The organism is Yersinia pekkanenii (genome assembly GCF_001152565.1).
Lineage (GTDB): Bacteria > Pseudomonadota > Gammaproteobacteria > Enterobacterales > Enterobacteriaceae > Yersinia > Yersinia pekkanenii.
In genome coordinates this window covers 18,951-33,687 of record NZ_CQAZ01000044.1, presented here as the reverse complement: position 1 = coordinate 33,687, position 14,737 = coordinate 18,951, and the positions used below count along the sequence as shown (strand labels likewise).

Genomic DNA, 14,737 nt, shown 5'->3' with positions numbered 1-14,737 from the left:
CCCATGCGAATGTGAAGCCGGTTACGGTTCCGGCGTCAACACCTACCAATGTGCTGACCGCATATTGCTTAATGTGGCTGCTGTCGTGGCGGAATTGGCTGGCGCTCACCTTTTTTTTTCAACCTAGCCTAAACATAAAAGACATACACCTTGACAGAGGTTGCGTGTAGTTAGAGCATCATGATGACCGTCTACAATCCACAATGTGGAGGTGTGTTATGCGTAATATTATTAGATGCTGTTTTGTCATTGCCACATTAACAATCACTAGTCCTGCCTTCGCAACCGCATGCATGCTACGACCTGACAACACTGCTGAGCAGTGTGCCAAAACATGCGTATGGGCTGCAGCTGGAGGTCTGTTCGGTTACCTCCTTTGCTTATGAGTAGCACAACTTAGTCAAAATACACTGATTGCTTAATAAATATAAAGGCCGAAGGATTTGGATATAAGCTCATGGAAACAAAGTCCCCGGCCTTACTGACGGCCTAATTCTATTAAAAACATCACGATAATAAGAGGTGTTTTGATTATGAAAACTCGCATGCTATTTATCATATTAACCATAATAATAGGGGCGCTTTTCTTCACAGTAACCGCAAATTCAATGAGTCAAGAGTGGGCAGAGTTCATTTGCAAGAACTGGACATCCTTAAGCGGAGAGGCACTTCACAACTGCATAGCGCAACTCGGCCCAGGTATTTACGAGTAAGTAAGCGGCTCTAGAAGAGACAAAGCCCCGCGATATGCGAGGCCTTAATGTTTTTCGTGGCGCTCATCTACAGAAACGCCCATGATTTACAGAATCTACGCCAACTTTATGCAAAACGCAAGCGATATGTATAAATTATGTCGCCATCAGTACCAATCGTGCCGCTATCGTGTAATTTTCTGAAATTCAGATTCTGCATAGCTCTCTTCGATATCACATTTAGCCACCAGCGACGCATAGAACGGCTTCCAGTTGCGCGACCAAGATGATTGGGTGAGTTCAGGAAGCAGCGCTGTAATCGCTTTGTAAGCCGTTGTCGAGGGTGTTCGTTTGTATCCAATTCCTGAGCACCGCTCACACTCTTTCTCAACTGGCGCGCCAATCCGTTTGGATTTCTCAAGGTCACGCACTTTACCGGTACCATTACAGCGGCAACGAATAGAGATTTTGCCCTTTCCGTTACAGGGGTTGCACAATTCGCCCACCTGCTCCTCTTTAATCCATGCCTCTGTTTTCTCACCGCATCCGGGGTGTTTAATCACTTTTTGAATGTTGTAAATCAGACCCTTCCCCTTGCAGTGTTTACATGTGGCGGTGGCTGCTGCTGAACTGCTGTATTCCTCATAGGCAAATTTAGACAGGATAACCATGCATTGAGCCATTCGGCGGCCCGATGCTTTACCGACATGCTTCGGGGCGTTCTTCATTGCAAATTGGGTGAGCTGTTCAACAGTTCTAACCCGGTCTTCTTTGCTGATACCGACCTTACCCAAATATGCCGCCATGCCGAAACTGGCCCGAGCCTCAACCATTCCCATTGCAGCAGCTAGATCCGGCCCCTTAAGCGAATCGGAAGAGGTAGCGCGGGGAGAATCCGTAATCATCTGGCTCTTGGCGCTGAACTGTTTCATTGCTGATTCTAGTTTCACTGTGCCGCCCTCTCTTTAAATTTTGTGCACGTTTGAGTATTTTCGGGTCTTTTGTTCTGGTTGCTGCTGGCTTCGCCGCGCCGCTTCTTCCTGATCAATTGGCATAAAATGCCCGTAACGGAATTGACGGTAAATTGTTCCCTGTGGCCCGTTGCGGTTTTTGGTCAGGTTAATTTCTGCAATACCTTTGGCGAGGCTGTTCTCGTCATAAAGTTCATCGCGATATAACATCATGATTAAATCAGCGTCAGCCTCTATGCTGCCTGAGTCTTTCAGGTCGGCATTCACGGGGCGCTTATTCATGCGCTGTTCCACGCCTCGGGATAACTGGCTTAATGCTATTACGGGGGTTTTATTGCGCTTGGCTAATGCTTTAAGGCCGCTAGAAACCTCACCCACAGCGATATCGTGGCGCTGACGCTCGTTAACGGATATCAGCCCAAGGTAATCAACAAAGACAGCGGCCAATTCAGGGTGCTTACGCTTGTGGGCTATTGCTGATTGTTTAATTTGCTCAACCGTTAGCTCGCTGGCGTCAATAATCCAAATAGGCCGATTGACCATGCGACCAATTCCGGCTGATATTCTGGCCCAGTCCTCATCTTCCAATTGTCCTGGTGATTTGAGTTTGGAAGTGGATAAGCCACCAGCACCGGCAACTTGCCGTTCCGCTATCTGGATGCCGGACATTTCCATACTGAATAGCAGTACACCGCCGCCCAGCTCGGTAATTTTATCAATCAGATTAAGCGCAAACTCTGTCTTGCCTACCGATGGCCGTGCCGCTATCAGCACCAAATCCGTCAGATCAAAGCCACCGGTTAAAGCGTCTAACTCATCAATACCCGTCAGCAATGTTCGCCCTTCCCCTACGCCTGCCATTCTCTCTTCTAACCGGGTTTCCACCCCCGCCAGCAGATCATTAATATGAACGGCCACCAGTTCACCCGAGTTCAGCTCCATGTGTTGTAGGCTTTCACGTAACTCAGCAATGGCCGTCATGGACTCATCGCCAGTGCGTGCGCCGTCTAACGCCGTTATCGCATTGGCCACCACTTCTTCAGCACTGCGAATGAAGTGATTCTTCACCACCAGCGAGGCGTACTGCTCCAGATTAGCGATCGCCCATGAGAGTTTTACCGATGCAGACATGATCGCCTGATACTCACCGCCCAAGGCTTCACCCACCAGCACGGGATCAATCACATTCTTGCTCAGTGCCTGCCGCATAATTTCACGATAGATATCGCGATATTGCCGAGTACCGAACGCCTCAACGGGCAAGGTAGAAAACACGTCAAACGTTTGGGGATACGCATCCAAATTACGCAGCAATAGCGCCCCAATCACCGCGCCTTCAATTTCTTCATGCGTCATACAGCCACATCCTTGCGGAAACTGTCCCAATCAAACACCAGAGTAGCCCCGCCGCCTTCGGTCATTCGGTCTACAATGCGATCGCCAACAATCACGGCCAATTCACTGATGGTCAAATTGCTGATCAGGATGGTGGGCTTAAAATTCTCATATCGAGTGTTGATGATTTCGAACAGGATCAGCTTTTCCGCTTCGCTACCGAACTGGACACCCACCTCATCGATAATCAGCAAGTCCAACGAGCTGTACAGGTGATAAATATCATCCTCTGTGTTTTCTGCGTCTTTCTGCCATGTGCGCTTGATGGCGCGAGTAATACGCATGACTGATGTCAGCAGAACGCTATCCTGATGCTCGGTTATGATGTATTTGGTCATGGCAACCGCCAGATGGTTCTTACCTGTTCCGCACGAACCACAAAGCAGCAAACCGGTGCCTGACTCTTTCACCTGCGGCCAGTGACTGACGTAGCTCTTGCAAACCTCAAGGTTGCTGATGGCCTTGTCATTGACAGGCTGGTAATTATCGAAATCGCAGTGCTCAAACCGTGGGCTGATATGAGCCTCTGCGGTAAGCTGCTTAATCCGCATGTCATTGATATGCCCGTTCACCTGATTAATCTCATCGGTAATGCAATCAGGGCAGCGAGAGCGGCGCTCAACAACGCGATCCGAGAATTGGCAGGTTAAGCCAACACTGGTGTAATTACCGTGGGTAGGACAATTTTGGGTTTCATCAAAACCTCGGGTGAAGTGGCGATCCTCAGTGGCAATAACGCCAGAGGAAAAACTCAGTTCGGCTTCAAGGTCACGGGCTTTGCTGTTCAGTTCCCGCATGGATTGCTCCCAGAGCGTAGGCATGCCGTTGATCATTTGTTAAACCTCTCCATGAATGGGGCTGTGGTAGTGCCATAATTGCGATTGGCGAAGCCGGTGTGTGTGCTTGGTTTTTGGTTGCTGACTGCTTGCGGAGACATTGCTGACCAGAGATTTTCATACTCACAGCCGGGGCCAAAGAAGCGCGTGGCTTGCATGACATACGCGGTGTTAGTCTGGCCCTTGGCTTGGCAGAACTTGGCGTAGCGCTCTACCCCCGCCAATAAAACCTCACTGGCTACCCCCTCTTTGATTCGGGCATTCCAGCACTTGAACGCAGCGGGTTTAGAATTGCTCCCCTCGCGTTTTGGGTAATTGGCCCACGCCGTTTCGAATTCTGCTGAATAATCGTTTTTAATTCGCTTGGCAGGGGCATCATCGCCAGATGGTGCAAGTGTGTTTGTATTCTCTGTAGTGATCTCTGTATGTGTAGTCTCTGTAGTAATCTCTGTATACGTCTCACTTTTCAACGTAGGAGGGGTTACGTCAGAACGTAATACCTGTTCCGCTTCTACGTGGGTAGTAATCTCAGCGATACGCTCCGCCACAGGCTCAACGAACAGGACATTACTTAGCGTTACGCCGGTTTGAGTCTGAACCGTGCGTAACTCAAGATTAATCAGACCTGCGCCACGTAAGCGCTTTAGTGCGTCAGTAGTTTCACGCTTGGAAAAACCAAACTGATCAGCAAATGCCTGGTAACTTCGCTGCAATTTATCCCCATGAAAACGCTTGCGCTGCCCAACAAGGACGCCACTATTTTCATCCCGAACATCTACAGGTCGATACCAGTAAACGATGTCAGAAAGCAGCATGATGGCGGTACTGTCTGGCTTACCACTTGGCAGTACAACATGACGCCACCAATTGGCGGGAATAACGTTCCCGCTGATATTTATGCTGCCAATTGCCGTTACGGTTGGTGTGGGAGTGGTGATACTCATACTAACCCCCCACTTTCGGGGTGATGGTGTAACCACGTGCTGACTCAAGGCGAACCTTTAGATCAGTGGTGAGTGCTCCAATTTTTCGGACTTTCAGACACCCTGCTCGCTCAAGATTTTTTACTTCTTTGAACATCGCCTGCTTGGTACAGCAGCAGAATTGGCTAAGAACATCATTATCGAAAATTCGTTCACCCTCACCATCACAACTGCCATTAGACAAGATACGCATCATAATCAGGCGCTGTAGCGGGTTATCGAACGGGTATTCGAAAACGAAACTTGATGGGGAAAAATAGATTTTACCGTTCATGCGGCACCTGCCCAGCCAATAGCTTGAAACAGGCCCATTTTCGGGTGATACCAACGAGTGCCACGCGGTTCCGCTTCGAACATCATCTTGCGGAATGCGTCCATGAACTCAGCCTCAAACGCGATGCTCATCGGGCGAGGTTGGTCGTCAGGTGTCATGATGGTGATGCTGTCAGTGGGGACGTGGTAGGCGTTAACAAGATTCTTGCACTTGGGGACGCTCATGCCGGATTTGGTCTTAAGCAGTGAATACCCCGCCCAGCCAACCGGAATGGAGCCACGTTTGATTTTCTCGATGGTTTCGGTAACCGCTATGACCCGATCCTCAACATGGTTCAGACGGCGCTCTTGCTCAAGGTTAGCCATAGCCATTGCCGCGATAAGTTCAGCCTGTGATTTTGGGCGGCAACGTTCGTCTTCCAGTTCACGCCAGCGATCGACCAGACGGGCGGTGAACTCAGGGCAGAGTTGAGCAACAACAACGATGCTGTCACGCTTGCCTTGGTCGCCTTCGAAATGGTAGACATCAGTAAAGCGGTTGGGGCTATTTGATTGTTTATCCTCAACTTTAGCCACTGGCGGGAGTTGGATAACTCCACGATCACTGAGTCGCCCAATGCTGCGCTTCACATCGGCATGGCGACTTTTGACTAAATCGGCGATATCAATACTGTTCATTGATGGTTTATTGCTAATTAGGTTATTCATCACTACCTTCCTGTTGTGGGTTAGTCTTGAGCGTAGAGAGAATGATTGAATTTAAGCCCTCCCTCAGTGCGGTAAGCGGCCTCCGCAGCCCGTCCCTTTGGGATTAATCGGCCAGGGCGGCACCTCCACTGGTAAACTGCCTCAGGAGAAATCCCATAGAAAGCAGCAACTTTAACTACCCCGCCAAAGTATTTTTCAATATCATCAGTGGTCATAATATCCCCCGTTAAAAACACAAAACTAATATAACTTAGATTTTAATTGCTAAGTTATGTTGAGTCAATTAAAATTAAGATAACTTAGGTTTTGAATACAGGAGATCGTGATGGAATCGATAGGGCAGCGCATTAAAAGACTAAGACAAGTGACTAAAACAACACAAAAAACACTGGGTCAATACTGTGGCGTTTCTGACGTTTCCGTTGGGTATTGGGAAAAAGATTTGAACGTACCCAAAGGAGAATCTCTTTTAAAACTGGCAAAGTACTTCAACACATCAGAAGGCTACATATTATACGGGTCTGAGCTGCAAGGTTTAGAGCCTCTAATTACAGATATGAGTAAATTACCTGTTCTTTCATGGGTCCAGGCAGGGATATTTACTGAAAGTGAGCCAAGAGAGTTATTTGAATCCGCTGATGAATGGCTAACTACTGGGTTGCGGGTATCAGTATCATCTTTTGCCCTCAAAGTTAGAGGGGACTCAATGACAAATCCCAATGGTTTACCAAGCATCCCTGAAGGATCTACTATTATCGTGGACCCCGAGGCAGAGGCAACCAATGGAAAGATTGTTGTAGCTAGGGTTGATGGAACGAACGAGGCCACCCTTAAAAAGCTAGTTATTGATGGACCTAACAAATATCTTGTGCCGTTGAATCCACGCTATAGCAACATCCCAATAAACGGTAATTGTGAAATTATCGGTGTTGTACGCGGAGTTCAGTACGAATTGTAGCCCTAGCGGCCTCGGGATCTTGAGGCCTTGCCTTCCCTTTTTTTTTCCCACATTTACCCCCACAACAAAACCGCAAGCTAATCTAACTTAATTTATCTTGACGTAAAAGCTAACTTAAGTTAGCCTTATTCCATCGACAACGAAAAGGCAGGAAGCCCACGCAGTAGCTGCCAATGGCATATGAAGCATTGGATAATTCGTTGACTGGTAAGTAATTATGCAAGCCAATTAATCTCTCTTACTAGAGAACTAATCATGACTAGAAAAAGTTTATTAACCCTTCCTTTATCCCCGGAAGAAAATTATGAAGTCTTAATGCATTACGATGATGGAACTTGCTTGGCATTTAGATTTAGTAGCCCAGAAAAAGTAACTCAAACACAGATCGAAAGATTGAATTTATTTAGCCCTCAAGTCATACCCAGAATAGAAGAAATACTTAAATGTAAGTTAGGGGAATAACCCAGCCCCGCACCTAATAACGAGGTAGATATGACCGAGAAAGTAGAAATAACAATTACCATCACTAATCACAATGATGGTGCTGATTTAGACATGAATATTAATGCTGACAATGTGAATTCACATAAATTACTAATAATGACAAGTGTTTTTTGCGATTTAATTAAAGGCAGCTTAGAGGCTAAGTTTAATGTTGCAAATGACCTCGCTGACTTTGCGGTGAAAACTAATCAATGCTGTTGCGATGAAGACTAATTAAAATAAATAATCCTTAGAGGTAGGTATGAATGATAAATCATTAAGTAATAAGGCAGCGCTAACTAAAAAAAGATTCTCGGCTTTATTCGACGATGCTGAGGCTATTCACACGACAGCCAGAATGCTTCTTAATTGCTTTAAAACAGATCCTTCCGCTGATGAGGAAGGAAAATATGAGGGTGTTATCCAAGGTTTGTGCAATATGTCAGGCGTTTTGATGCGCGAGTTGTTCGATATCAAAGAGGAGCAGGAAGATGAATAGCGTGACATGTCACAGCAATGCAGCTCCGGAACCGCGCCAACGAAACCAGAGCCTAGCCTTAAATAATGCATTAGAGGGTATTAATAAGGTTGAGGCGGATTCTAACTTAACTGTATTCATCTTTGCAACCATTAAGCGCTCAGATATTAAAGCCAAGCCAGTAATGAGACGTGTGACCGCCAGCAGCTATAACGAAGCTCGGCAACAATTGATAGGCGATTACGTTATTTCTTTTGCGGGTCGAATTCCTGCTCAGGAGGTGCGCCATGTCTAAACAGGAAACTAATAGTCTTATGGATACCCTCCTTAATGCACAGAAAGCGAGTGCGGTCATTCGTGCACTTAATCATTCATGGGTTGAACTTTCAGGTTGTGAAGTTGAACTACTACTTGATATGTCTTCTGAGTATGCAGATTCCGTTACTGAATATCTGATTAATCGCTCTGGTGAGAGTATCGAACGAAGCCCAGCAATAGGTGACCGTTATACAAAAAATGGCGGTGGAATGACGGCCCTTATTAAGGATCTTACAGGTGACCGCATAGTGTTCTCCTACGAGCCATACCATGGAGCCACTCACAACTATCCACTCAGTAGTTTTATCCATGAATTTACTCTGCTGGAGGCGAACCATGCCAATTAATGAAACCAATGCGGCAGGAAAAGCCGCCCAATTTGCATCTCTGTTATTAGCCATCAGTTGTTCGAGTGAGCCAGTCTCTGACTTTGATAAAGGGAATCTGTTAGATCTTGCTATCGACGCATCTAATCAGGTTGTGGATTACCTTACTTTAGCCGAGGCCAACCATGAATAAAGATAACCCATGCATCGCTCAGTCATTGGCTGATGTTCTAGGCGATATTGCACTGTATCTGCAAGCTGCGGAACGATTCAGTCTCGACCCCCATCAAGGCATTCAGATAGCCGATACCATTGTTGATTACTGTGCTGATTACGCCAAAACAATGTCTAGACGTGCTGCGCAGAAAGGGGCTGACCATGAAATCTAATCAATTGGAAGATGTCACCTGTCAGGTAAGGAAAGCACAAGCGGTTTTAGCAATGTGGCTTGAACTTGCCACCAGCAGCAAGAACGATATCACTGACAAAATCGGCGCAATTATAACTCTATTAGACGGTGTGCCAGAAGTGATGCTCGAGGCCAATGATAATCTATGTGATTACGCCATGGGGAAATATAAGGAAAGCAAAAAATGAAACCTGAAAAAATAGATTACGGCCAAATAAGTGAATATTTCATCATTAACGATGGCGGCATAAATAGCGCATTAATGAAAGTGGAAGCGCAAATATACGTTGTTAATCGCCACGGTATTTATAAACGATATCTAAGCCGCCGCGCTGCCATTAATAAATTAGCTCAGGTTATGGCAACCTCTGTTTATAAACGCCTCGGATTAGCTATACGCGAAGACGACATTTACGACATCGAGCGCAAGGCATGGATTCGTGGTAATTTACTTCATGATTATATCCGCTGTCGTGAACGTGCAATTCGTCACATTCTCCGCCTAATGGCGAAACAACGTGAAACATTAAAGCTAAATACCAAGAAGGAAAAACAAACAGATATCCTTTTTAAAAAATATATCAAGGCAATAGATAAGGCGACCGAATTAGAGAGAGAGATTCAAAACCTTAATTACTAATTAACAAAAATATTAATTATGGCCTTCGGGTTAGGACTCCCTACACCTATAAGCCAGAAAATAAGGAAATTGGAATGTGAGCAACGCTGAATTAATAAATAAGAGACGCAAGAACATTGTTGACGCCAAGCTCGAATCAATGATGCGCAAAACAAATAGCCATTGCGTAATTGTCAGCTTGAAAGATGGCGGCATGTACACAGTTGAATTATCCGAGAGAGTCCTGATTGAGGCCTTAATAAATTTCGAGGCAGACGTATATGGGGAATACAAACTACTCGAAGCTGGGAAATTCATTATTAACACCTATGACAGCTTCTTATCTAAGGACGGCGGTCACCTTACCAAAGTGGGAAAAGATTTCATGAATACCATTGTTAAATATATTGCCGAAATGGCTAAGGCAAAAGGAAAGGCAAAGTGACGCTATCAGGCAACCGCATACCGCTCCGGATCTACATCGGGGCCACTCAGATTTTAAACCGGTTCGGCCGTGGAACCATTCACCCTCGCCGTACCCATCAACACGGCTATCTGTCTTTACGCATTACCCACCGCTGGCGGTTGCTATCGAAAGACGGCGGGCAGCACTGGGAGGCCATGAGCCACCAGCGATACAACAAAGAGTTAGGGGTGTAACTGATGAGTACTGAACTGAATCCAGAATCGACGCCTGACGGCATTAAAACGGGAAACCGTGTCACTGGGTATTCCGCTGCAATCCGTCAGCTTGATAGCGGGTATTACGACAAAAAAACATCCGAAGGCTTGAGGGCTTTAGCCTGCATTCAAGACGCGAAAGTTAACGGCTGGCTGAGTTTGAGCATTGAGAAAGAGGTTGTTATCTGGCGGTGGCTCGTCGTGACCGTGTTCATCAATGAGGAACGGGAAAAAAACGGCACGGCTGAAATCCAGAACGACGAAGGCGGAGCTGACCTTGCTGTTATCTACATCGGAAAGAATGGAGGCATAAGCATTTACCCGGGCACCCTGCGATTTTCTCTGGCAAATCACATCGAGGGCTCCGCTATCGAGAAATTCGGAAATCAGGCAGGTATGGCGCTGGCTCTAAGGATGTATCAGGACATGGTGGTGGTATGCCCGGATCGAGGCTTCAGGTTATCGGCAATGGGTCGTGAAGGTCTGGAAATACTGCACGATGAATTTATCGAGATGATCAAAACCGAAGGCATCCCAGATATGCCAGTGGTTCACTAAGGAATAAAAAATGACCAATAAAACCGATCTAAAAATAGTTAATGGTGTACCGATGATGGGTAGTCGTGAAATTGCAGCAGCGACAGATAAAGAGCCAAAGCACGTTGTCCGTGACATTAAAGCGATGCTGGAGCAGTTAGGAATTTACAGTCCAAACATGGACTGCAATGATTTTAAAGGATTTTTAATCGCCTATAAAGAGCATGGGGGCCGCACTGTTATCGATGAAATCTGGTTGAACGAAACCCTGTCCATGACATTGGTTACTGGCTATGACGCCAATCGCCGCCTTGCACTTATTGAACAGTGGCAAGAAATGAAGGTCGAGCTGGAACAACCACACATTACCGCACTACCAGCACCACGGGAAACTCACATGAATAATGACATTCTTTCTCTGGCCCGTGTTGTAGCAGAAGCAACCGCATCGGCAACCATGAAAGCGGTGGTCGACATTGTTGGCATTCAGAAATATCAGCCAGCAGTTGAACCGGTTGCAGCTATCGCACCACCAGCACCGGAAGCCTTGCAGGTCAGCCATCATTCGCCAGATAACGAACAATCCGAATACGCTCTTGTGTCGGATCTGTCGTGGGCCTGTGGGTTATCAGATGCTGCATGCCGCCGACTGGCTACATTCGCCAACTTACCTACCTGCATGACCAGTGGCGATCGGGGCCACCTAATGATCCACCGTGATTTGTTTATGGCTGCTGCTCAGGCGTTGCTTGATGAGTCCACACCTCCAACCGGCAAACTCAAGCGCTGGAAGCATCCAGAGTTCGGCGGCTTTACTCTGCGTCTGAAATCTGAAAACAACGATGGGGAGGCTCCACGATGAAAATTATCACTAAAAACTTCCGACTCAACGCACTGGCTAACCAGTATTCAGCAGCGATATATGACCATGTGAAGCAACAGAACGGCGGTGATTTCTTCATGGTGGATGCTGGCGATTTTCCTCTTCGAATTGAAATTGTCGGTGGCGTGTCAGGGGTTCGTGCTTTGGTTGATGCCTACTATCTGGAAGCCTTAAAGCTGTATTTATTGCAGTGGGAAAAAATAGCAATTGAGATACTAACTAAGTGTCTGGATGGTAACAACCTGACGCAAGACGGCCGTGAAATATGGGAAAGCATGGGTTCTGACATTGGTTCTACGGTGGCAGGGGGTGCGCAATGAGCGATAAATCATCTCCTTTAGCAGTGTGGCATTCTGTTGATAGCTGCACAAATGGCTCTAAGGCCTTGCGTGGCGCGGCTCCTTCCGGGCATACCTCCGAGCAGGTCACGGTGTCAGACAGTAAAATGTTAAGCGCTGAGTCGCACGAACCGGGCAAGGGGGTTGTCGCACCAGTTCCCGCCAATAGCGAGGCTTACAGCCCACTTGGTCATCAAAGCATTTTATCGCTGGCGTACATCATCAAGTTAGCGTGGGGCGACCCCGGCAATATTACCGGTGCTGTCTGGGATGCCGGTTACCGCAAGTCAGAAAAAACAGCAGTGGAAGCTGCACGGCTTACCATGGACCTTATCAGCGAGTACCACATGAACGACGTTCCTTGCGATCACTGGCCCACAACTTATGACCAGGTGCTATCAGGCGAACTCAACCGGATTGTTTTTGAAGCTGAGTGGCCGGAAGATTCATCACCTTACAAGGTGGCAAAAGCGATAATTTCAGACGGGTACCGCAAGGGGGTTACCAATGTTTGAGTTGGTGCTAGTACTAATACTCATTGCATTCTTTTTCCTTGCCCTTGCCATCTGTACGCTCATGACTTGTAGAAATGACTGGGTATTCAAGGTTAGAACGGAGGTATTAAACAAACGGGGATATGAGGTTTATAGCACACTGCCAAGCTATGAAACCATGTTCCGCACTTTCTGGGTATGGGATGTGAATAAATTCCTGCCAAAAAGCGACCGCAAAGGGGCCACCAATGGGTAAGCAAGCTGATATCCATGAAGCCGGATACGGGTGTTGTGATATCGCAACACCTTCACGGGCTACTGTGATCGTTGACGATGGATGTGACTGGACGAAATACCTTAACTGGTTAGCCAAAGCAAAATATCGCATCCGAAACGGGATAAATGAAGCACCACCAGCCAGGCCAAAGGTAGCACCGGTAAGTTTCAAGTCGGTTAAGAAGCCCCGTAAAAAGGGCCACCGAGTGGTTCAACAAGCGATAGGGGCGGTGTGACATGAGCGAATTAACTTTGAGACAGCGGGAAGTTCTGGATTTGATTAAGGCATACATCAGCACCCACGGCATGGCTCCAACGATGACTGAAATTGCTGACGGAATGGGGTTTAAATCTCCAAATGCTGCCAGTGTCCATATCGCTGCACTTAAGAAGAAAGGGGCAATCAATGTAAGGCGTGGAGCCTCTCGCGGCATAACGCTCACTGACTTAACAAAAAAGGCGGAAATAGTGCCGGTTATGCTCCCTCCCCTGATTGATATCACTGAACTGGAGGGTGATCACCTGGTCAGCGCGAACTACTTCAACGCCGCCATTGCCATGTGCTCTATAGCAATACGGAAAGCGGGCTATCCGTCAGAGTGTTCACCAATGTTTTACCCTACAGATAAGCAAGGCGGCTAATTATGATCACATGCGAACTATTAACAATTGAACGGGTAGAAAAGGCTGTAGGGTACGCCCGCTCAACCATCTACCTGCGTATCAAAGAAGGGGTATTCCCGAAACCCGTTAAAGATGGACGTAACTCTCGCTGGAAATCAACGGAAATTCAGGAGTGGATTGATGACCTTATTGTGGAGAATCAGAAGCAAGAAGGCCAGTAACCCACTGGCCCCACTCCTCCATTAATTGCCGTCTCTCTGGCATGTACTCGGCGTGATTATATGCGGCTGACACACGGTTTTTTTCAACGTGTGCTAGCTGCCGCTCAATCACATCATGCCGGTAACCCATTTCGTGCAATCGTGTAGAGGCTGTAGCGCGGAAATCATGAGTTGTTAATACCGATCTCTCATAACCCATGCGCACAATGGCCCAGTTTAAAGTCGATGCCCCCATAAATGTATCCAGTCTTGTGTTAGGGAAAAGCCAACGCCGTTTACCCGTTAACTCTTTCAACTCATTTAGCAGTAAGAGTACTGACTCAGATAATGGAACTCGGTGCACTCTGCGCATCTTCATTAACCCTGAAGGGATGACCCACTCTGCGTTGTCAAAATCGATATGCGACCACTCAGCGGAGCGTAATTCAACTTGGCGCACAAACACCAGCGGCAACATCTTTAGCGCGATAATGGTCACTCGATTGCCGACGTAGCTGCTCAGTCGCTGATAATAATCACGTAATTCATCTCCAGCTAGTGACCTAGAGTGAACAACCTTAGGGGTGATAATAGCGCCTTTAAGAGCGGCGGCCGGATCAGAATCAGCGCGCAGCGTTGCCACCCCGTAACAAAAAATAGCAGAACACCACTGGCGAGTTTTAACCGCAACGGAAATTGCCCCTCGCCCCTCTAATTCTCTAATTATTTTTAATATATGTGAGGCGTTAATTTCTCGCATAGGCATTGAACCAATGGCAGGGAAAATATCATTATTCATAAAGCCCGTTATTTGGCTTTTAGTATTCTCTGACCAATTACCCCACTTTTTAGCCATCCACTCTCTGGCCACCACTTCGAATGTATTAGAACTTTCGGCCTTTGCAATATCGCGCTCTGCTGCTTTGGCCTCTTTGGGGGCGGTGCCGATCTTTACCTGCTCCCGCGCCCACTCGCGTACTTTTCTGGCCTCAGCTAATGAAACTGTGGGGTAACTACCTATAGTGTAACGACCATCCTTTGTAGGCGTGATCCAGTACCGATAACGCCAGGTCTTCATACCTGAGGGGCGCACATCCAAATACAGTCCATTACCATCTTGCAATTGATAGGCTTTTTCTTGAGGTTTAGCGTTGCGAACTTTGGTATCAGTTAACTTCATGGGGCCACCGGATAACCGTTAATTTATCCGGTAGATTGTCCGGTAATCTCTTCACTGTCAATCAATGTTATTAGA

At 47.0% G+C, this 14,737-nt stretch carries 28 protein-coding genes; 20 read left to right on the top strand and 8 right to left on the bottom strand.

The features are described 5' to 3' along the window. Positions 1 to 877: 877 nt before the first annotated feature. The 7 genes from AEP37_RS18445 to AEP37_RS18415 are packed head-to-tail and all read right to left on the bottom strand — an operon-like array spanning position 878 to position 6,073. Positions 878 to 1,642 (bottom strand): antitermination protein Q, encoded by a 765-nt coding sequence (locus AEP37_RS18445; RefSeq protein ID WP_049614721.1) that lies wholly within the window; start codon positions 1,640 to 1,642, stop codon positions 878 to 880. 15 nt (positions 1,643 to 1,657) lie between these two features. Continuing rightward, positions 1,658 to 3,019, bottom strand: coding sequence for a replicative DNA helicase (locus AEP37_RS18440; protein ID WP_049614720.1), 1,362 nt, complete (start codon positions 3,017 to 3,019; stop codon positions 1,658 to 1,660). Next, a complete protein-coding gene (locus tag AEP37_RS18435) occupies positions 3,016 to 3,891 on the bottom strand; it encodes an ATP-binding protein (protein ID WP_050691873.1) in 876 nt (291 codons plus the stop codon). The genes AEP37_RS18440 and AEP37_RS18435 overlap by 4 nt, the downstream gene beginning before the upstream one ends. Next, on the bottom strand, positions 3,888 to 4,838 hold the full coding sequence (locus tag AEP37_RS18430) for a hypothetical protein (protein WP_049614719.1): 951 nt from the start codon (positions 4,836 to 4,838) through the stop codon (positions 3,888 to 3,890). Before AEP37_RS18430 ends, AEP37_RS18435 begins: the two co-directional genes overlap by 4 nt. 1 nt (position 4,839) lies before the next feature. Further along, positions 4,840 to 5,151 carry a hypothetical protein gene (locus AEP37_RS18425; protein WP_049614718.1) on the bottom strand — a complete coding sequence of 104 codons (312 nt, stop codon included), beginning with the start codon at positions 5,149 to 5,151 and terminating at the stop codon, positions 4,840 to 4,842. Next, entirely contained in the window at positions 5,148 to 5,858 is a 711-nt protein-coding gene (locus AEP37_RS18420; RefSeq protein ID WP_049614717.1) for a Rha family transcriptional regulator, read from the bottom strand. The genes AEP37_RS18425 and AEP37_RS18420 overlap by 4 nt, the downstream gene beginning before the upstream one ends. Positions 5,859 to 5,878: 20 nt before the next feature. Next, the gene (locus AEP37_RS18415; protein WP_049614716.1) at positions 5,879 to 6,073 is read right to left on the bottom strand and encodes a Cro/CI family transcriptional regulator; all 195 of its coding nucleotides are present in this window, start codon (positions 6,071 to 6,073) and stop codon (positions 5,879 to 5,881) included. Between the two features lie 110 nt (positions 6,074 to 6,183). On the opposite strand from AEP37_RS18415, the gene AEP37_RS18410 reads away from it, so the two are divergent. The 20 genes from AEP37_RS18410 to AEP37_RS18320 all read left to right on the top strand — a co-directional run bounded on the left by AEP37_RS18410 (position 6,184) and on the right by AEP37_RS18320 (position 13,503). Further along, positions 6,184 to 6,816, top strand: a complete 633-nt coding sequence (locus tag AEP37_RS18410) for a LexA family protein (RefSeq protein ID WP_049614715.1) — start codon at positions 6,184 to 6,186, stop codon at positions 6,814 to 6,816. Positions 6,817 to 7,071: 255 nt separating this feature from the next. Beyond that, complete coding sequence (locus AEP37_RS26220; protein WP_156168669.1) at positions 7,072 to 7,278, top strand: hypothetical protein; 207 nt, start codon at positions 7,072 to 7,074, stop codon at positions 7,276 to 7,278. Between the two features lie 30 nt (positions 7,279 to 7,308). Further along, a complete protein-coding gene (locus tag AEP37_RS18405) occupies positions 7,309 to 7,533 on the top strand; it encodes a hypothetical protein (RefSeq protein WP_049614714.1) in 225 nt (74 codons plus the stop codon). 28 nt (positions 7,534 to 7,561) lie between these two features. Continuing rightward, a complete protein-coding gene (locus AEP37_RS18400; protein WP_049614713.1) occupies positions 7,562 to 7,798 on the top strand; it encodes a hypothetical protein in 237 nt (78 codons plus the stop codon). Continuing rightward, a complete protein-coding gene (locus AEP37_RS18395) occupies positions 7,791 to 8,072 on the top strand; it encodes a host cell division inhibitor Icd-like protein (protein WP_156168667.1) in 282 nt (93 codons plus the stop codon). The genes AEP37_RS18400 and AEP37_RS18395 overlap by 8 nt, the downstream gene beginning before the upstream one ends. Continuing rightward, positions 8,065 to 8,442: a hypothetical protein gene (locus tag AEP37_RS18390; RefSeq protein ID WP_049614712.1), complete on the top strand. Its 378-nt coding sequence runs from the start codon at positions 8,065 to 8,067 to the stop codon at positions 8,440 to 8,442. The genes AEP37_RS18395 and AEP37_RS18390 overlap by 8 nt, the downstream gene beginning before the upstream one ends. Continuing rightward, positions 8,432 to 8,614: a hypothetical protein gene (locus AEP37_RS18385; RefSeq protein WP_049614711.1), complete on the top strand. Its 183-nt coding sequence runs from the start codon at positions 8,432 to 8,434 to the stop codon at positions 8,612 to 8,614. Before AEP37_RS18390 ends, AEP37_RS18385 begins: the two co-directional genes overlap by 11 nt. Beyond that, positions 8,607 to 8,810 (top strand): hypothetical protein, encoded by a 204-nt coding sequence (locus AEP37_RS18380; RefSeq protein WP_049614710.1) that lies wholly within the window; start codon positions 8,607 to 8,609, stop codon positions 8,808 to 8,810. Before AEP37_RS18385 ends, AEP37_RS18380 begins: the two co-directional genes overlap by 8 nt. Beyond that, positions 8,800 to 9,018 carry a hypothetical protein gene (locus AEP37_RS18375; RefSeq protein ID WP_049614709.1) on the top strand — a complete coding sequence of 73 codons (219 nt, stop codon included), beginning with the start codon at positions 8,800 to 8,802 and terminating at the stop codon, positions 9,016 to 9,018. Before AEP37_RS18380 ends, AEP37_RS18375 begins: the two co-directional genes overlap by 11 nt. Next, positions 9,015 to 9,470, top strand: coding sequence for a hypothetical protein (locus AEP37_RS18370; RefSeq protein ID WP_049614708.1), 456 nt, complete (start codon positions 9,015 to 9,017; stop codon positions 9,468 to 9,470). The genes AEP37_RS18375 and AEP37_RS18370 overlap by 4 nt, the downstream gene beginning before the upstream one ends. Before the next feature lie 76 nt (positions 9,471 to 9,546). Beyond that, positions 9,547 to 9,894, top strand: coding sequence for a hypothetical protein (locus AEP37_RS18365; protein WP_049614707.1), 348 nt, complete (start codon positions 9,547 to 9,549; stop codon positions 9,892 to 9,894). Next, positions 9,891 to 10,109 carry a ParE family toxin-like protein gene (locus tag AEP37_RS18360; RefSeq protein ID WP_049614706.1) on the top strand — a complete coding sequence of 73 codons (219 nt, stop codon included), beginning with the start codon at positions 9,891 to 9,893 and terminating at the stop codon, positions 10,107 to 10,109. The genes AEP37_RS18365 and AEP37_RS18360 overlap by 4 nt, the downstream gene beginning before the upstream one ends. Then, positions 10,110 to 10,688: a hypothetical protein gene (locus tag AEP37_RS18355; protein ID WP_162208233.1), complete on the top strand. Its 579-nt coding sequence runs from the start codon at positions 10,110 to 10,112 to the stop codon at positions 10,686 to 10,688. 10 nt (positions 10,689 to 10,698) lie between these two features. Continuing rightward, positions 10,699 to 11,529: a Rha family transcriptional regulator gene (locus AEP37_RS18350; RefSeq protein ID WP_235801364.1), complete on the top strand. Its 831-nt coding sequence runs from the start codon at positions 10,699 to 10,701 to the stop codon at positions 11,527 to 11,529. A 2-nt stretch (positions 11,530 to 11,531) separates the two neighbouring features. Next, positions 11,532 to 11,870 (top strand): hypothetical protein, encoded by a 339-nt coding sequence (locus tag AEP37_RS18345; RefSeq protein WP_049614725.1) that lies wholly within the window; start codon positions 11,532 to 11,534, stop codon positions 11,868 to 11,870. Next, positions 11,867 to 12,403, top strand: a complete 537-nt coding sequence (locus AEP37_RS28065; protein ID WP_049614704.1) for a hypothetical protein — start codon at positions 11,867 to 11,869, stop codon at positions 12,401 to 12,403. Before AEP37_RS18345 ends, AEP37_RS28065 begins: the two co-directional genes overlap by 4 nt. Next, positions 12,396 to 12,638 (top strand): hypothetical protein, encoded by a 243-nt coding sequence (locus AEP37_RS18335; RefSeq protein ID WP_049614703.1) that lies wholly within the window; start codon positions 12,396 to 12,398, stop codon positions 12,636 to 12,638. The genes AEP37_RS28065 and AEP37_RS18335 overlap by 8 nt, the downstream gene beginning before the upstream one ends. Continuing rightward, positions 12,631 to 12,894, top strand: coding sequence for a hypothetical protein (locus AEP37_RS18330; protein ID WP_049614702.1), 264 nt, complete (start codon positions 12,631 to 12,633; stop codon positions 12,892 to 12,894). Before AEP37_RS18335 ends, AEP37_RS18330 begins: the two co-directional genes overlap by 8 nt. A gap of 1 nt (position 12,895) precedes the next feature. Beyond that, positions 12,896 to 13,300, top strand: a complete 405-nt coding sequence (locus AEP37_RS24350; RefSeq protein WP_053101977.1) for a LexA family protein — start codon at positions 12,896 to 12,898, stop codon at positions 13,298 to 13,300. A 2-nt stretch (positions 13,301 to 13,302) separates the two neighbouring features. Next, positions 13,303 to 13,503 (top strand): helix-turn-helix transcriptional regulator, encoded by a 201-nt coding sequence (locus tag AEP37_RS18320; RefSeq protein WP_049614701.1) that lies wholly within the window; start codon positions 13,303 to 13,305, stop codon positions 13,501 to 13,503. Here the strand turns inward: AEP37_RS18320 and AEP37_RS18315 are convergent. Continuing rightward, complete coding sequence (locus AEP37_RS18315; RefSeq protein WP_049614700.1) at positions 13,469 to 14,662, bottom strand: tyrosine-type recombinase/integrase; 1,194 nt, start codon at positions 14,660 to 14,662, stop codon at positions 13,469 to 13,471. The genes AEP37_RS18320 and AEP37_RS18315 overlap by 35 nt on opposite strands. Positions 14,663 to 14,737 lie beyond the last annotated feature (75 nt).

What these genes read in the sequence shown, in the direction of transcription:
- AEP37_RS18440 (WP_049614720.1), bottom strand. Translation starts at nt 3,019, where the DNA reads ATGACGCATGAAGAAATTGAAGGCGCGGTGATTGGGGCGCTATTGCTG.
- AEP37_RS18435 (WP_050691873.1), bottom strand. Translation starts at nt 3,891, where the DNA reads ATGATCAACGGCATGCCTACGCTCTGGGAGCAATCCATGCGGGAACTG.
- AEP37_RS18430 (WP_049614719.1), bottom strand. Translation starts at nt 4,838, where the DNA reads ATGAGTATCACCACTCCCACACCAACCGTAACGGCAATTGGCAGCATA.
- AEP37_RS18425 (WP_049614718.1), bottom strand. Translation starts at nt 5,151, where the DNA reads ATGAACGGTAAAATCTATTTTTCCCCATCAAGTTTCGTTTTCGAATAC.
- AEP37_RS18420 (WP_049614717.1), bottom strand. Translation starts at nt 5,858, where the DNA reads ATGAATAACCTAATTAGCAATAAACCATCAATGAACAGTATTGATATC.
- AEP37_RS18415 (WP_049614716.1), bottom strand. Translation starts at nt 6,073, where the DNA reads ATGACCACTGATGATATTGAAAAATACTTTGGCGGGGTAGTTAAAGTT.
- AEP37_RS18410 (WP_049614715.1), top strand. Translation starts at nt 6,184, where the DNA reads ATGGAATCGATAGGGCAGCGCATTAAAAGACTAAGACAAGTGACTAAA.
- AEP37_RS26220 (WP_156168669.1), top strand. Translation starts at nt 7,072, where the DNA reads ATGACTAGAAAAAGTTTATTAACCCTTCCTTTATCCCCGGAAGAAAAT.
- AEP37_RS18405 (WP_049614714.1), top strand. Translation starts at nt 7,309, where the DNA reads ATGACCGAGAAAGTAGAAATAACAATTACCATCACTAATCACAATGAT.
- AEP37_RS18400 (WP_049614713.1), top strand. Translation starts at nt 7,562, where the DNA reads ATGAATGATAAATCATTAAGTAATAAGGCAGCGCTAACTAAAAAAAGA.
- AEP37_RS18395 (WP_156168667.1), top strand. Translation starts at nt 7,791, where the DNA reads ATGAATAGCGTGACATGTCACAGCAATGCAGCTCCGGAACCGCGCCAA.
- AEP37_RS18390 (WP_049614712.1), top strand. Translation starts at nt 8,065, where the DNA reads ATGTCTAAACAGGAAACTAATAGTCTTATGGATACCCTCCTTAATGCA.
- AEP37_RS18385 (WP_049614711.1), top strand. Translation starts at nt 8,432, where the DNA reads ATGCCAATTAATGAAACCAATGCGGCAGGAAAAGCCGCCCAATTTGCA.
- AEP37_RS18380 (WP_049614710.1), top strand. Translation starts at nt 8,607, where the DNA reads ATGAATAAAGATAACCCATGCATCGCTCAGTCATTGGCTGATGTTCTA.
- AEP37_RS18375 (WP_049614709.1), top strand. Translation starts at nt 8,800, where the DNA reads ATGAAATCTAATCAATTGGAAGATGTCACCTGTCAGGTAAGGAAAGCA.
- AEP37_RS18370 (WP_049614708.1), top strand. Translation starts at nt 9,015, where the DNA reads ATGAAACCTGAAAAAATAGATTACGGCCAAATAAGTGAATATTTCATC.
- AEP37_RS18350 (WP_235801364.1), top strand. Translation starts at nt 10,699, where the DNA reads ATGACCAATAAAACCGATCTAAAAATAGTTAATGGTGTACCGATGATG.
- AEP37_RS28065 (WP_049614704.1), top strand. Translation starts at nt 11,867, where the DNA reads ATGAGCGATAAATCATCTCCTTTAGCAGTGTGGCATTCTGTTGATAGC.
- AEP37_RS18335 (WP_049614703.1), top strand. Translation starts at nt 12,396, where the DNA reads ATGTTTGAGTTGGTGCTAGTACTAATACTCATTGCATTCTTTTTCCTT.
- AEP37_RS18330 (WP_049614702.1), top strand. Translation starts at nt 12,631, where the DNA reads ATGGGTAAGCAAGCTGATATCCATGAAGCCGGATACGGGTGTTGTGAT.
- AEP37_RS24350 (WP_053101977.1), top strand. Translation starts at nt 12,896, where the DNA reads ATGAGCGAATTAACTTTGAGACAGCGGGAAGTTCTGGATTTGATTAAG.
- AEP37_RS18320 (WP_049614701.1), top strand. Translation starts at nt 13,303, where the DNA reads ATGATCACATGCGAACTATTAACAATTGAACGGGTAGAAAAGGCTGTA.
- AEP37_RS18315 (WP_049614700.1), bottom strand. Translation starts at nt 14,662, where the DNA reads ATGAAGTTAACTGATACCAAAGTTCGCAACGCTAAACCTCAAGAAAAA.